Annotated in this window: 14 protein-coding genes; 4 read left to right on the forward strand and 10 right to left on the reverse strand. The window is 70.8% G+C overall.

Translation table 11 applies throughout. The features are described from left to right. Positions 1 to 9: 9 nt before the first annotated feature. The 3 genes from NFT33_RS07340 to NFT33_RS07350 all read right to left on the reverse strand — a co-directional run bounded on the left by NFT33_RS07340 (position 10) and on the right by NFT33_RS07350 (position 2681). Positions 10 to 816 (reverse strand): hypothetical protein, encoded by an 807-nt coding sequence (locus NFT33_RS07340; RefSeq protein WP_220787856.1) that lies wholly within the window; start codon positions 814 to 816, stop codon positions 10 to 12. Between the two features lie 163 nt (positions 817 to 979). Further along, complete coding sequence (locus tag NFT33_RS07345; RefSeq protein WP_149502034.1) at positions 980 to 1243, reverse strand: hypothetical protein; 264 nt, start codon at positions 1241 to 1243, stop codon at positions 980 to 982. 124 nt (positions 1244 to 1367) lie between these two features. Beyond that, on the reverse strand, positions 1368 to 2681 hold the full coding sequence (locus tag NFT33_RS07350) for a DUF445 domain-containing protein (RefSeq protein WP_251674219.1): 1314 nt from the start codon (positions 2679 to 2681) through the stop codon (positions 1368 to 1370). A 167-nt stretch (positions 2682 to 2848) separates the two neighbouring features. On the opposite strand from NFT33_RS07350, the gene NFT33_RS07355 reads away from it, so the two are divergent. From NFT33_RS07355 to NFT33_RS07370, 4 genes are all read left to right on the forward strand, one after another. Further along, positions 2849 to 3649: an IclR family transcriptional regulator domain-containing protein gene (locus NFT33_RS07355; RefSeq protein WP_251674221.1), complete on the forward strand. Its 801-nt coding sequence runs from the start codon at positions 2849 to 2851 to the stop codon at positions 3647 to 3649. Between the two features lie 24 nt (positions 3650 to 3673). Beyond that, positions 3674 to 4876: a 4-hydroxybenzoate 3-monooxygenase gene (gene pobA, locus NFT33_RS07360; protein ID WP_251674223.1), complete on the forward strand. Its 1203-nt coding sequence runs from the start codon at positions 3674 to 3676 to the stop codon at positions 4874 to 4876. A gap of 98 nt (positions 4877 to 4974) precedes the next feature. Next, entirely contained in the window at positions 4975 to 6783 is a 1809-nt protein-coding gene (locus NFT33_RS07365) for a SulP family inorganic anion transporter (protein ID WP_251674226.1), read from the forward strand. A gap of 135 nt (positions 6784 to 6918) precedes the next feature. Beyond that, positions 6919 to 7809, forward strand: coding sequence for a DMT family transporter (locus NFT33_RS07370; RefSeq protein WP_251674228.1), 891 nt, complete (start codon positions 6919 to 6921; stop codon positions 7807 to 7809). A 12-nt stretch (positions 7810 to 7821) separates the two neighbouring features. Here the strand turns inward: NFT33_RS07370 and NFT33_RS07375 are convergent, their stop codons facing one another. The 7 genes from NFT33_RS07375 to NFT33_RS07405 all read right to left on the reverse strand — a co-directional run bounded on the left by NFT33_RS07375 (position 7822) and on the right by NFT33_RS07405 (position 14506). After that, complete coding sequence (locus NFT33_RS07375) at positions 7822 to 8118, reverse strand: hypothetical protein (RefSeq protein ID WP_149502046.1); 297 nt, start codon at positions 8116 to 8118, stop codon at positions 7822 to 7824. Between the two features lie 71 nt (positions 8119 to 8189). After that, positions 8190 to 9995: a feruloyl-CoA synthase gene (locus tag NFT33_RS07380; protein WP_251674230.1), complete on the reverse strand. Its 1806-nt coding sequence runs from the start codon at positions 9993 to 9995 to the stop codon at positions 8190 to 8192. 12 nt (positions 9996 to 10007) lie between these two features. After that, on the reverse strand, positions 10008 to 10721 hold the full coding sequence (locus NFT33_RS07385) for an ABC transporter ATP-binding protein (RefSeq protein ID WP_251674232.1): 714 nt from the start codon (positions 10719 to 10721) through the stop codon (positions 10008 to 10010). Next, positions 10721 to 11485: an ABC transporter ATP-binding protein gene (locus NFT33_RS07390; protein ID WP_251674234.1), complete on the reverse strand. Its 765-nt coding sequence runs from the start codon at positions 11483 to 11485 to the stop codon at positions 10721 to 10723. Before NFT33_RS07390 ends, NFT33_RS07385 begins: the two co-directional genes overlap by 1 nt. After that, complete coding sequence (locus tag NFT33_RS07395) at positions 11482 to 12456, reverse strand: branched-chain amino acid ABC transporter permease (RefSeq protein WP_251674236.1); 975 nt, start codon at positions 12454 to 12456, stop codon at positions 11482 to 11484. Before NFT33_RS07395 ends, NFT33_RS07390 begins: the two co-directional genes overlap by 4 nt. A gap of 7 nt (positions 12457 to 12463) precedes the next feature. Continuing rightward, positions 12464 to 13330, reverse strand: a complete 867-nt coding sequence (locus NFT33_RS07400; RefSeq protein ID WP_251674237.1) for a branched-chain amino acid ABC transporter permease — start codon at positions 13328 to 13330, stop codon at positions 12464 to 12466. A gap of 3 nt (positions 13331 to 13333) precedes the next feature. Then, positions 13334 to 14506, reverse strand: a complete 1173-nt coding sequence (locus tag NFT33_RS07405) for an ABC transporter substrate-binding protein (RefSeq protein WP_251674239.1) — start codon at positions 14504 to 14506, stop codon at positions 13334 to 13336. Between the last annotated feature and the right edge of the window lie 20 nt (positions 14507 to 14526).

Here is a 14526-nt window from a genome sequence, read left to right on the forward strand (position 1 = left end):
GCGGCCGCCTCACGCGCTGTCATCCGTCAGCGGACCGGTGTTTTCCAGGCTGTCGCCCAGGCGCAGCTGCAGGCTTTCCGGGCGCGGCACCGGCACCGCCCGAGCCAGCGCCATCCAGACCGCGAAGGGCAGGCCAGACTCCTGCGACAGCGGGCGCATCGGTGCCGGGCGCAGCGTGTGCAGCAGACCGCCGCGCATCTCGATGACGCCGCATTCGGCCGGAATCTCCTCGGCTCGGGCGATGCCTTCGGCGAGCACGTAGTACAGGCCGCCGGCCATGTCGAGGTAGGCCGCCCGCTTGGTCGGCTGGCGCAGGTCGGCCAGCAGGTCGGCCCGGCTGACCTTGATCTCGTGCACCAGCGGCTGCAGATAGGCCGCCACCGAGCTGTGCCGCACCGAGAAGACATCGGGCATCGCCAGCTGCCAGGTCCGGTCATCGACCGGGCCGGGGTCGACCGAGGCGTCATGGGCCGACAGCTCCATCGGCACGGGCGTGCCGCCGCCGGATTCGCCCGGCACGCGGGCACGCAGCGTCAGGCCGCGCCAGGCGATGCGGCCTTCGCGGATCATGGCCAGCGCGACCTGCTCGACCAGGGCCTCGTGCGCACTGCGGGCGGCGCGGTTGCGCGCGGCGGAGTCGGCCAGCGCCTGGATGCCGGCATCGGTCACCCGGATGGTGCAGCGCCCGGCGCTGTCGTGATGACGCTCGAGCAGTCCGGCGGCCAGCAGCTCGGCCTCGAGAATGTCCTGCGCCGGCCAGCCGGCCGAGCGCCAGACCTCGCGCAGGCGCCGGCGATGCGCGCTGGTCAGGCGCATCGGCGCCGGGGCGGGGCTCGGAACGGAATTCGGAACGGAATTCGGTGCGGGACTCGGGGCATCGGCGCTCATGCCCCCGAGCGTAACAAGATCGTGTTCCTCGTCACGGACAGCAAGCAGGGCGCCGAGGTCATTGCAGCTCACGGGCAGATTCCTCCGGCCTTCAACGGCTGCCGGCGGGCGGGAAGGCGCGGTCCCGGGGCTGGAAGACGGCCTGGCACAGGGCGGCCGGCACGCTGTACTCGGTGATCTCGAGGCCGGAGAACTCGCCCGGCTGGGTGTCGTACCAGGTCCAGCGGGCGTCCTCGGCGCTGATGGACGCCGGCACACGCGGGGCTGGCGCGCGGGTCGAGACCGGCATCAGGCGGGTGCCTGGCAGTCGGCCCAGTTCGTTCAGCAGCAGTTCCAGCGCGCCTCGAGCGGTCATCTCTTTCTCCCTGCGTGAATGAAGTCACGGCGTTTCTGAATGACGTTTCCGATCTGTGACGATTGTTTCACTCAAGGCTTGCCTGCGTGCATCGCTCCAACAGATGAAGCGTCGTGTCCGGCCGTCAACCGCCGAGGGCGTGCAGCACCAGTCCGATCAGCCCGCCCACCAGCGTGCCGTTGAGCCGGATGAACTGCAGGTCGCGGCCGATCGCCAGCTCGATCTCCTGCACCAGCTGCTCGTCATGCCAGCCGCGCACCGTGCGCGCGATGTGGGTGGCGGCCAGATCGCGCAGCGCCGGCGCGCTCTGCTCGACCACCGTGCGCAGATGCGCCTGCAGCGCAGCGCGCAGCACCGCGTCGTTGCCCAGCGCCCGGCCCAGGCGCTGCGCCGCCAGCAGCATCTGCTCCTGCAGCCGCGACTGCGGCGAGGCCAGATCGGCCAGCAGCCAGGCACGCAGCTCGTCCCACAGGCCGCGCACATAGTCCTGCAGCACCGGCTCGTGCAGCCAGCGGTCCTTGGCGGCATTGATGCGTGAGGCGAAGTCCGGGTCCTGGCGCAGCCGCTCGACCAGCTCGGCGACGCTGCGATCGAAGGCCAGCCGGCGCGGATGCTGCGGATCCTCGCAGACCTCGTGCACCCAGCGGGTCAGGCCGCGTGCGGTCGCCGAGGCCAGCCGGCGGCCGAACTCGTCGGTGTCGGCGACCAGGCCGATGGTGCGCAGCGCCAGCGGATATTCCTGTCCGGCGATCTCCAGCAGCACCGAGGCCAGCGTGCGCTGCACCGGCTCGCTGTCGACCTGCTCGGCCAGCTGCAGCAGCGCCTGCTCGAAGAGCTGCTGATGGCGGCCCTGCGCGGTCAGGGTGTCGAGCAGATCCCCGGCGGCATGCGACAGGTCGAGCCGCTCGAGCCGCTGCGTTACCGCCCCCTGCAGCAGGCCGCGCACCCGTGCATCGTCGATGCTGCCCAGCAGCACGCCGCCCAGGCCCTGCAGATGCGTCGCCAGCCGGCGTGCGTTGTCTTCGCGGGCCAGCCATTCGCCCAGCCGCGCCAGCGGATCGAGGGCATCCAGCCGGGCCAGCAGCGTCGGCGTGTCGAGAAAGCGGTCGCGCATGAAGACCGCGAACTGGTCGGCGAGCTGCGGCTTGCGCCGCGGCAGGATCGCGGTGTGCGGGAAGGGCAGGCCGAGGGGGCGGCGAAACAGCGCCACCACCGCGAACCAGTCGGCCAGCGCGCCGACCACCGCCGCCTCGGCGAAGGCCGCCACCCAGCCCCAGAGGCCGCTGCGGCCCTGCTGGTGCGCCAGCGCCAGCAGCCCGGCGCACAGCACCAGCGCCAGCAGCGCCAGGTGCTTCATCCGGCGCAGCCGGGCGAGGCGCTCCTCGACCGGCGGGACCGAGGGAACGGACGGCGGGGGGGTCAGGGCCGGATCGCTCATGCATCGATTGTGCTCGGCTGCGGATGACGTGGTGCTGTCGGGGCCTGGGCCTGCCCGGTGGGCATGTCTGTGCGAATGCCGCACGATCATCACTGCATAGTGCGCATGTCGCACCGATCGTCGGCCGCCTGGCCGCGCTTCCTAACCTTGACCGACATCAGATCCCGATGAACACCTCCACCCCCCACCTTCCGCCGCTGCCCGAGACCGCCGACATCGCCGAGCGCGACCTGCTGGGCGGTCTGGAAAAGGGCCTGCGCGTCATCGAGGCCTTCGACCAGGACCGCCCGCGGCTGACGATCAGCGAGGTCGCGCTGCGCACCGGGCTCAGCCGCGCGGCGGTGCGCCGCTGCCTGCTGACGCTGGTGCACCTGGGCTATGCGCGCCAGGACGAGCGCCATTTCTCGCTCAGCCCGAAGGTGATGCGCCTGGGCCAGTCCTACATGCATTCGGCGAAGCTGCCGCGCGCGATCCAGCCGCAGCTCCAGCGCATCGCGATGGCGATGCAGGAGGCCGGCTCTGTCGGCGTGCTCGACGGCGACGACGTGATCGCGGTGGCGGCGGTGACCGCCGGCCGGGTGGTGTCGTCGACGCTGCAGCCGGGCACGCGCGTGCCGGCCTACTGCACCGCCAACGGCCGGGTGCTGACCGCCTGGCTGCCCGAGCCCGAGCGCGAGGCCTGGCTGGCCCGGCAGACGATGGCCGCGCGCACCGTGCAGACCCTCACCGACCGCGACCGCCTGCGCGAGGAGCTCGCCCGCGTGCGGGCCCAGGGCCATGCGCTGGTCGACCAGGAGTTCGAGCCGGGCCTGCGTACCGTGGCCGTGCCGCTGCGCAACCGCCGCGGCGAGGTGGTCGCCTCGATGAATGTCAGCGTGCACGCCGCTCGCGTGTCGATTCCCGATCTGCTCGATCGCTGCCTGCCGATGCTGCTGCAGGCGCAGGAGCAGCTCAAGCCCTTGCTCTAGCCCACCCCCCCAGAGGAGACACCCATGACCCTTCTCCGCCGCACCCAGGTCGTCATCGTCGGCGCCGGCCCGTCCGGCCTGCTGCTCGGCCAGCTGCTGCACAAGGCCGGCATCGACAACATCGTGCTCGAGCAGCGCAGCCCCGACTATGTGCTCGGCCGCATCCGCGCCGGCGTGCTGGAGCAGGTCTGCGTCGACCTGCTCGACGAGGCGGGCGTGGGCGAGCGCATGCACCGCGAGGGCCTGGTGCACGACGGCATCGAGCTGGCCTTCGGCGGCCAGCGCCACCGCATCGACATGAAGGCGCTGACCGGCGGCAAGACGGTGATGGTCTACGGCCAGACCGAGGTCACCCGCGACCTGATGGACGCGCGCCGCGCCGCCGGCCTGCCCACCGTCTACGAGGCGGCGGACGTGGCGGTGCACGACTTCGACACCACCGCGCCGCGGGTCAGCTTCCAGCTCGAGGGCGTGCGCCACGAGATCGCCTGCGACTTCATCGCCGGCTGCGACGGCTTCCACGGCGTGTGCCGCGCCAGCGTGCCCAAGGAGCGCATCACCCACTTCGAGCGCGTCTATCCCTTCGGCTGGCTGGGCATCCTGGCCGACGTGCCGCCGGTGTCGGACGAGCTGATCTATTCCAACCACGAGCGCGGCTTCGCGCTGTGCTCGATGCGCAGCAAGACCCGCGTGCGCCACTACGTGCAGTGCTCGCTGCAGGACAAGGTCGAGGACTGGAGCGACGAGCGATTCTGGGACGAGCTGAGGAGCCGCCTCGACCCGGCCGCCGCGGCTGCGCTGCAGGCCGGCCCGTCGATCGAGAAGAGCATCGCGCCGCTGCGCAGCTTCGTCGCCGAGCCGATGCGCTTCGGCCGCATGTTCCTGGCCGGCGACGCCGCGCACATCGTGCCGCCGACCGGCGCCAAGGGCCTGAACCTGGCGGCCGCGGACGTGCGCTACCTCAGCCGCGCCTTCATCGAGTTCTACGCCGACCACACCGAGGCCGGCATCGACGACTACTCGCGCAAGGCGCTGCGCCGCATCTGGAAGGCCGAGCGCTTCTCCTGGCACATGACCAGCCTGCTGCACAAGTTCCCGGCCGGCCCCGGCGACACCGGCGAGGTCGGCCACCGCATGCAGACCGCCGAGCTGGACTGGCTGGTCCACTCCACCGCCGGCATGACCGCACTGGCCGAGAACTACGTCGGGCTGGCCTTCGAGGACTGAACCTCGAGGCGCCGCGACAGGGCGCGCGCAGCGGCGCGGGGCGCACCGGCGCGGTGCAGCGGCTGTGGCAGGATACCCCCCTGCCTGTGCCTGACGCCATGACCGATCCGAACGCTCCCTCCCTGTCGCCGGCCACGCCGGCCCGCGCGCTGGCCGAGCGCCTGTTCGGCGCCTGGGTGCGCATCGTCTCGCCGGCGACGCTCAAGGCCGATGCGCAGGCCGGGCTGCTGGGCGCGCTGCTGGTGCTGCCGCAGGGCATCGCCTTTGCGTCGCTGGCGGGGCTGCCGCCGCAGTACGGCCTGTACAGCGCGCTGGTGCCCACCGTGGTGGCGGCGCTGGCCGGCTCGAGCTGGCATGTGGTGTCGGGTCCGACCAATGCCAACTCGCTGGCGCTGGCGGCGATGCTGGCGCCGCTGGTGGCGGCCGGCTCGCCCGGCTACATCGAGCTGGCGCTGATGGTGACGATCATGGTCGGGGTGATCCAGACCGCGGTCGGCGCGCTGCGGCTGGGGCTGCTGGCCGACTTCATCTCGCCGGCGGCGCTGCTGGGCTTCACCAGCGGCGCGGCCTGCCTGATCGGCATCCACGCGCTGCGTGATCTGCTCGATGCCGGGGTGCCGCGTGGCCTGGGGCCTGGCGGCGTGCTGGTGCAGAGCGCGCAGCATCTGCCGCAGCTCAGCCCGGCCGCGCTGCTGACCGGGCTGAGCGCGCTCGGGGTGGCTGCGGCGCTGCGCCGGCTGCGGCCGCGCTGGCCTTTCATGCTGATCGGGCTGGGCGCGGCCTCGGTGCTGGGCGCCTTGCTGCCGGTGCTGCTGCCGGGCTGGCGCGAGGTGCGCATTCTCGGCCCGCTGCCCTCGCCGTGGCCCGCCTTCCATGTTCCGCAGGTCGAATGGTCACGCCTGCCCGAGCTGGTGGACAAGGCGCTGGCGCTGTCGATCATCGCGCTGGGCCAGTCGGTGTCGATCGCCAAGGCGATGGCGGCGCGCTCGGGCCAGCGCATCGACACCAACCGCGAGTTCCTCGGCCAGGGCCTGTCGAACCTGGCCGGCGGCTTCTTCTCCTGCTATCTCAGCTGCGGCTCGCTGAACCGCTCGGTGCCCAATCTGGAGGCGGGCGCGCGCACGCCGCTGGCCGGCGTGGCCTCGGCACTGTGGCTGCTGCTGCTGGTGGCGGTGTCGGCGCCGCTGCTGGCGCACATTCCGCTGCCGGCGATCGCCGGGCTGCTGATGCTGGTGGCCTGGACGCTGCTGGACCTGCCGCGCTGGCGCCGCCTGGCGCGCCTGGACCGCACCGACCTGGCGATCGCCGCCACCACGCTGGCGGCCACGCTGCTGCTGCGGCTGGAGATCGCGATCCTGATCGGCACCGGGCTGTCGCTGGTGGCCTATCTCTACCAGACCTCGCGCCCGGCGATGCGCACGATGGGCTTCGACAGCCGCCGCGCCGACCGCCGCTTCATCGTGCGCGACGACACGCCCGGCGCGCTGCCCGAGTGCCCGCAGCTGAAGCTGCTGCGCATGGAGGGCGAGATCTACTTCGGCGCCGCCACCCATGTCGCCGAGCACCTGCACGCGCTGCGCCAGAACCATCCCGGCCAGAAGCACCTGCTGGTGATGAGCAAGAGCATGAACTTTCTCGACCTGGCCGGCGTCGAGCTCTGGGAGACCGAGCTGCGCGAGCGCCGCGCCGCCGGCGGCGACCTGCATTTCCACCGCCCGCGCCCGCAGGTGATGGCGATCTGGCGCCGCACCGGCTTCCTGGACCGGCTGGGGGCCGACCACGTCTTCCCGGACAAGCAGCAGGCGATCGCCGGCATCTTCCGCCGGCTCGATCCGGCGGTCTGCGCGCGCTGTCAGGCACGGGTGTTCCGCGAATGTCAGCCGGACGACCCTGGCGCGGCAATCTGAGCCCTTCTCCCCCATTTCACGGAGTTCAGGGTTTTCCAGAAGCCTCCAGAAGCCGCTAGAGTGCGTGGCACCGCGCCCACCGGTGCTTTCACCTCCTCTTCTGCGCACGCCGATCCTGGCGTGTGTTGCCCGCCGATGCCTTCTTCCGACACCCGCCCGCTTCAGGGCGTCCTGCTTGTCATTGCCGCGGTGGCGCTGTTCGCCTGCTTCGACACCGGCGTCAAGATCGCCAGCGCGCTGGCGCCGGTCGGGGTGGTGGTCTGGGCGCGCTATCTGTTCCAGGTCGGGGTGACCGCGGTGACGGTGCTGCCGCGCCGCGGCCGCGCACTGCTGCGCACCGAGCGGCCGGGCCTGCAGCTGCTGCGCGGGCTGTGCCTGCTGTCGCTGAGCGTGCTGGCCTTCTTCAGTCTGCAGGTGATGCCGGTGGGCGAGTTCACCGCCATCGTCATGCTCACGCCACTGCTGATCACGCTGCTGGCGGCGCTGACGCTGGGCGAGCGCATCTCGGCCTGGCGCTGGCTGCTGCTGGCCGGCGGCATGGCCGGCGCGCTGATCGTCATCCGCCCGAAGGGCGAGGCGCAGGATCTGGGCTGGGCGGCGCTGCTGCCGCTGGGGCTGGTGGTGTCGAATGCGCTGTTCCAGATCATCACCAGCCGGCTGGCGCGCACCGAGGATCCGGCGACCACCCATTTCTACACCGGCCTGACCGGCGCGCTGCTGACCAGCGCGGCGCTGCCGTGGAGCTGGCAGCAGCTCTCGCCCACCACCTGGGCGCTGCTGGCGCTGCTGGGCGCGCTGAGCTCCTCCGGGCATTTCCTGCTGATCCTGGGCTACATGCGCGTCCGTGCGGCGACGCTGACACCCTTCCTGTATTTCCAGATCGTCTTCGCCACGCTGGTGGGCTGGATCGGGTTCGGCCATGCGCCCGATGCGCTGACGCTGCTCGGCATCGCGATCATCACCGGCTGCGGCGTGCTCGGCACCTGGCTGGCCAGCCGCGAGCCGGTGCCGACGCCGGCTCGCTGAATCGTGCCGAGCTCAGGGGCCGGGCACTGATCGTCCGGCGCACAGGCCCGGACAGTGGCGCTCCAGCAGCGAGCGGCGACACACCGCCGTCGGCCACAGGCAGGGCCACAGCAGCAGCGTGGCCGCCCCGAGCAGCAGCGCCGACAGCAGCGGGGGCGGCAGCGGCGGCTCGTGCGGCGGCTGCATTGCCCGGCGCATCCGGGCCTCCTGCATCGCATCGACGATGAGCCGGTGCAGCGGGCCGACATGCAGCAGCACCACCCCGATGCCGAGGTAGGCGCTCATCAGCCAGGTCAGGGCATGGGACATCGAGACAGCACGGAGGCGGCCGGATTGGCCTCCCCGCATGCTGTCACAGTCCTGGATCCGTGTGGTACCACTCAGTCACGGGGCTGCGGGCGCAGCACGTCCGCCCCGCCGCGCTCCAGGCGCTCGACCGCCTCGGCGCGCCGCGCCAGCACCGCGCGCTGGTTGATGTAGCCCTTGTCGGTGATCTCGCCGGCATCGACGCTGGGCGGCTCGTCGAGGATCAGCGCGCGCGTCGGCGTCTGCGAGGAGCCGCCGCCCTCGGCCTGCAGCGCGTGCAGGCCGGCACGCAGATGGGCCTCGAGCTCGGCGCGCGGCAGCGCGCGGGCCTGCGGCGTCGGGAAGACCAGCAGGCCGATCTCTTCGCGGCCATGGCCGGTGACGACGACATCGGCCACATGCGGCGCCAGCGCGCTGACCGCACGCACCCGCAGCGTGCCGACGCTGACCCAGGTGCCGCTCATCAGCTTGAAGTCCTCGGCCACGCGGCCGTCGAAGAGAATGCCCCGCTCGGGGCGGGTCTCGTCGAGCAGCTTCGCGGCGTCGCCGATGCAGTAGAAGCCGTCGGCGTCGAAGGCCTGGGCGGTGACCTCGGGGGCGTGGCGGTACTCGGAGAAGATGTTCGGTCCGCGCACGCGGATCTCCAGCTTGCCGCCGTTGGGCAGCAGCTTCAGCTCGATCCCGGGCAAGGGCAGACCGATGCAGCCGGCGCGGTCGATGCGCCAGTGCACGCTGGTGACGGCGGGTGCGGTCTCGGTGGCACCCCAGGACGAGGTGAACCACAGCGGCCGGTTGCGCACCTTGGCGACCACCGCTTCGAGCCGCGCCCACAGGCTCTGCGGCAGCGCGGCGCCCGCGTAGAACACGCCTTCGAGGTTCTCGATCACGTCGCGGGCCAGTGCCTCGTCCGCTTCGAGGTAGGGCAGCAGCATGTCGAAGCCGCGCGGCACGTTGAAGTGGAAGTTCGGCCGCACGTCGCGCAGATTGGCCACCGTCTTCTCGATCAGGCCCGGCACCGGGCGGCCCTCGTCGACCCAGAGGCTGCCGCCGTGGGCGAGCACCATGTGGAAGTTGTGGTTGCCGCCAAAGGTGTGGCTCCACGGCAGCCAGTCGAGCAGGCGCAGCTGGTGGCGCGTGAGGAAGGGCCAGGCCTGCGCGATCTGCTTCTGGTTGGCGCAGAGCATGCGGTGGCTGTTGACGACCACCTTGGGCACGCCGGTCGAGCCGGAGGTCAGCAGGTACTTGGCCGGCCAGTGCGGGCGGATCGCGGCGAAGGCGTTCATCACGGCCGGCGACTCTTCGCGGTCGAGCAGTTCGGCGAAGGAGCGTGCGCCCTCGAAGGCCGCCGCGTTCTGGCTGAACACCACCGGCACCGCGCGTCCCCAGGCACGCACGGGCGGGCCGTAGACGCCGGGGTCGACCGCATAGACCAGCCCGGGGTCGAGTGCGTCGAGGATGGCGTGGATCTTCTCGAAGTCCTTGGTCAGCCGGCAGTAGGCGCTCGACACGGTGCAGGCCACGCGGCCGAGGTGCATCGTCGCCAGGATCAGCAGCGCGTGGTCCACGCTGTTGTCCGACAGGATCACGACCGGCTTGTCGGCGGGCAGGTTCAGGTCGAGCTGCGCCTGCGCGAGCCGGCCGACCGCGTCGCGGGTCTGGCGGTAGGTGAGCTGGCGCCAGCCGCCGGTGGCATCGCGTTCGGCGAGGAACACCGCGTCGGGCGTCGTGTCGGCCCAGTGCTCCAGCCACTCGCCGATGCAGCGCACGAAGGGCTGCAGCGGCTCGGGCGAGCGCAGGATGAAGCCGCCGTCGGGCAGGTCCTCGCGCACGACACGCGGCGGGGCGAGCGCTGCGGCATCGCCGAACAGGGTCAGGTCCATCGTCTTGTCTCCTTACACGCCCAGGTAGCCCGCCAGCTCCGCGCTGCCCTGCAGCGCCTCCGACGGGCCTTCGAGCACCAGCCGGCCCTTCTGCATCACCACCAGCCGGTCGGACTCGGCGCAGACCTTGCGGTAGTCGCGGTCCACGATCAGCGTGGCGATGCCGCTGCGGCGGATGCTGGCGATGACGCGCCAGATCTCGGCGACGATCAGCGGCGCCAGGCCCTCGGTCGCCTCGTCGAGGATGATCGCGTCGGGGTTGGTCATCAGCGCCCGGCCGATCGAGAGCATCTGCTGCTCGCCCCCCGACAACTGGCTGCCCAGGTTCGTCAGCCGCTCGGACAGGCGCGGGAAGGTCTCCATCACCCGCTCGTAGGTCCAGTCCTTCTGGCCGGCGGTGCCGGCGCGGGCGGCCATCACGAGGTTCTCGCGCACGGTCAGCGTCGGGAAGATGCCCCGGCCTTCCGGCACATAGGCCACGCCGAGCTGCGCGACCTGGTGCGGCAGGCCCTTGGAGAGATCCTTGCCGGCGACGTGGATGCGTCCCTCGCGCTGGCGCACATGGCCCAGCAGCGTGCGGATCAGCGTGGACTTGCCCATGCCGTTGCGCCCGAGCAGGCCGACCGTCTCGCCCTTGGCGAGCTTGAAGTCGATGCCGTGCAGGATGTGGCTGCTGCCGTACCAGGCTTGAATGCCCTGGGCGTCGATGATCAGTGGTGCCGACATCAGTGGCCTCCCAGGTAGGCGGCCTGCACGTCGCGGTTGGTGCGCACCGCGTCGGGCGTGCCGGTGGCGATGACCGCGCCGTTGACCATCACGGTGATGCGGTCGGCGACCGCGAAGACGGCGTCCATGTCGTGCTCGACCAGCAGGATCGCGTGACCGCGCTTGAGTTCGCGCAGCAGGTCGAGCATTCGGTGCGACTCCTCCGGCCCCATGCCCGCCAGCGGCTCGTCGAGCAGCAGCACACGCGGCTCGGTCGCCAGACACATCGCGATCTCCAGCTGGCGCTTCTGGCCGTGCGACAGGCTCGCCGCCGTGCGCTCGGCCACCGCCGCGAGGCCGGCGCGCTCGATCGACGCCCGGGCCCGCTCGGTGCTGGTGCGGCAGCCTCTTGCCGATTCCCACCACGCCCACGGCCGCTGCACGCGGGACTGCGCGGCCAGCCGGCAGTTCTCGAACACCGTCAGCGGCAGGAAGATGTTGTTGCGCTGGTAGCTGCGGCCAATGCCGGCGTGGGCGAGCTTCGGTTGCGGCCAGCGCGTCACGTCCGCGCCGCCGAGCACGACCGCGCCGCTCGACGGCGGCAGCTCGCCCGACAGCAGGTTGATCAGCGTGGACTTGCCCGCGCCGTTGGTGCCGATGACGGCGTGGATCTCGCCCTCGTGCAGCGCCACCGACACGTCGCTGACGGCCACCAGGGCGCCGAAGCGGCGGGTGAGGCCACGGGCTTCGAACAATGCGGCGCTGGTGTGGGTGCTGGCGCTCATGCGGCCTCCTTGCGCTGTTGCAGCCGCGCCCACAGCCCGGCCAGCCCCTGCGGCAGCAAGGCCACCGCGACGATGATGAAGCCGCCGAACAGCAGCTGCCAGTGCTTGGTCAGCGCCGAGAACACTTCCGACAGCAGCACGAACGCGAACGCCCCCGTCACCGCCCCGCCCAGGCTGCCCAGCCCGCCGAGGATGATCATCACCAGCGCGTTGCCGCTGTAGTGCCAGGACAGGATCTCGGGCGTCACGAAGCCGTATTGCGCCGCGTAGAGAAACCCCGCCAGTCCGGCCAGCTTGCCCGCCACGACGAAGGCGGCGAGCTTGTAGAGCAGCGTCGAATACCCGGCCGCCCGCATGCGCTGCTCGTTGTGCTTGATGCCGACCAGCGCGTGCCCGAAGCGCGAGCGCAGCAGCAGCGCCAGACTCCCCAAGGCCAGCACCAGCGCGCCCAGCACGAACCAGTAGAAGCTGTCGGCCTTCTCCAGATCGATCCACTGCCAGCCCGCGATCGCGAAGTCCGGCTTGAAGTAGACGTAGGCGCCGTCGCTGCCGCCGGCGATCTTGGTGTCGTGGAAGACGAAGTAGACGAGCTGCCCGAAGGCCAGCGTCACCATGATGAAGTAGATGCCCTGCGTGCGCATCACCAGCGCGCCGATGACCAGCGCCAGCAGCGCTGCCCCGGCCGTGGCCGCCAGCAGCATCAGCCAGCCGTTGCCGGCCTCCGACATCGGCGCCAGCATCGCCACCGCATAGGCGCCGAAGCCGAAGAAGGCCGCATGCCCCAGGCTCACCAGCCCGGTGTAGCCCACCAGCAGCTGCAGGCTGGCCGCGAAGATCGCCATGATCATCACCTTGGCGAGCAGCTCGGTGTGGAACTTGCCGCCGATCGGCTCGGGCAGCAGCGGGAACACCGCCAGCAGCGCGAAGGCCAGCGCCCAGGCGACGGTGGAAAGAGATTTGTTGGAAGTCATCGCCTTGTCACCCCGCCTTGAACAGACCGGCCGGGCGCCACAGCAGGATGGCCGCCATCAGCACATAGACCAGCGCCCCGGCCCCCTCCTGCCACAGCACCTTGCCGAAGGTGTCGACGAAGCCGATCAGCAGCGCGGCGATCAGCGCGCCCTTGATCGAGCCGATGCCGCCGATCACGACCACCACGAAGCAGATGATCAGCACCTGCCCGCCCATGCCCGGATAGACCGAGGACATCGGCGCGGCGATCATCCCGGCGAACACGGCGAGTGCCACGCCCACCGCGAACACCACCCGGTACAGCAGCGTGATGTTGATGCCCAGCGACTGCACCATCTCGCGGTTGGTCGCCCCGGCGCGCACCATCATCCCCAGCCGCGTCTTGCTGATCAGCAGGTACATGCCGAGCGCCAGAGCCAGGCACACGCCCGAGACGAACAGCCGGTAGACCGGGTAGGTCATGCCGTTGCCGATGGCGATCGAGCCCGCCAGCAGCTCCGGGATCGCCACGCCGTGCACGTCGTCGCCGACCAGGATGCTGCGCAGTTCCTCGAAGACCAGGATCAGCCCGTAGGTCATCAGCACCTGCTGCAGGTGCTCGCGGTCGTAGAGGTAGCTGAAGAACACCCACTCCAGCAGGTAGCCGAAGGCCACTGCCAGCACGGTGCCGACGGCCAGCGCCAGCGGCAGGCTGCCCAGCAGCGAACTCAAGCTGAACGCCAGGTAGGCGCCGATCATGTAGAAGCTGCCGTGGGCGAGGTTGATCACGCCCATGATCCCGAAGATCAGCGTCAGGCCCGAGGCCACCAGGAACAGCAGCAGGCCGTACTGCACGCTGTTGAGGCACTGGATGAGGAAGGTGGTGAGGTCCATGGGTCAGAGCCGGCAGCCGCGCGCCGGGTCAGCCAGACCCTTGACCGCGATGCCCACGTTCCTGTTCACCTTGCCGCTGACCTCGCGCAGGTAGATGTCCTGCACCGGGTTGTGCGCCCGGCTCAGCGTGAAGGCGCCGCGCGGGCTGTCGATCTTCGCGCTCTCGATGGCCTTGACCAGCGCGTCGCGCTGCTTCATGTCGCCCTTGACCGCGTTGACGCCGGCCGCCAGCATCTGCGCCGCGTCGTAGCCCTGCACCGCGTAGACATCGGGCTGCAGCTTGTAGGCCTTGGCGTACTGCAGACGGAAGGCCTTGTCCTTCGGATTCGTCAGGTCGTCGGCGTAGTGCAGCGTCGTCAGCAGGCCCTGCGCGGCCGCGCCCTGCGCCTCGAGCGTGCCGTCGGTCAGAAAGCCCGCGCCGATCAGCCGGATGCTGCTGCCCAGCCCGGCCGCCGCCCAGTCCTTGACGAACTTCACCGCGCCGCCGCCGGCGAAGAACACGTACACCGCGTCCGGCTTGAGCGCGGCCACCTCGGTCAGCAGCGCCTGGAACTCGACATTGGGGAAGGGCAGGTTCAGCTCCTTGACCACCTTGCCGCCGCCGGCCTCGAAGCCCTCCTTGAAGCCGCGCACCGACTCGTCTCCGGCGGCGTACTTCCAGGTCAGCGTCACCGCGGTCTTGATCTTCCTGTCGGCGGCGACCTTGCCCATCGCGAAGCCGGGCTGCCAGTTCGAGAACGACGAGCGGAAGATGTTGGGCGCGCACAGCGGGCCGGTGATCGCGTCCGCGCCGGCGTTGGGCACGATCAGCAGCGTGTTGTTGTCCTTGGCGACCTTGGCCATCGCCATCGCCACGCCCGAGTGCACCGTGCCGATCATCACGTCGACGTTGTCGCGCTTGACCAGCTTGTTGGCGTTGTCCGAGGCCTTGGCCGGGTCGGACTCGTCATCGACCTTCACGAACTCGACGGTCTTGCCGGCGAGCTTGCCGCCCTGCTCGTCGATGTACTGGCGAAAGCCGTTCTCGATGGCGGTGCCCAGCGCCGCGAAGGTGCCGGTGTAGGGCAGCATGAAGCCGACCTTGATCTTGTCCTGCGCGCTGGCTGGAGCGGCGACGGCCGCCAGCAGCGCGCTGCCGAGCAGGGTGCGGGCCAGGAGGGAAGGGCGGATGCGCATGGCGTGTCTCCTCGTTGTGG

The organism is Sphaerotilus sp. FB-3 (genome assembly GCF_023706025.1).
Classification (GTDB): domain Bacteria; phylum Pseudomonadota; class Gammaproteobacteria; order Burkholderiales; family Burkholderiaceae_C; genus Sphaerotilus; species Sphaerotilus sulfidivorans.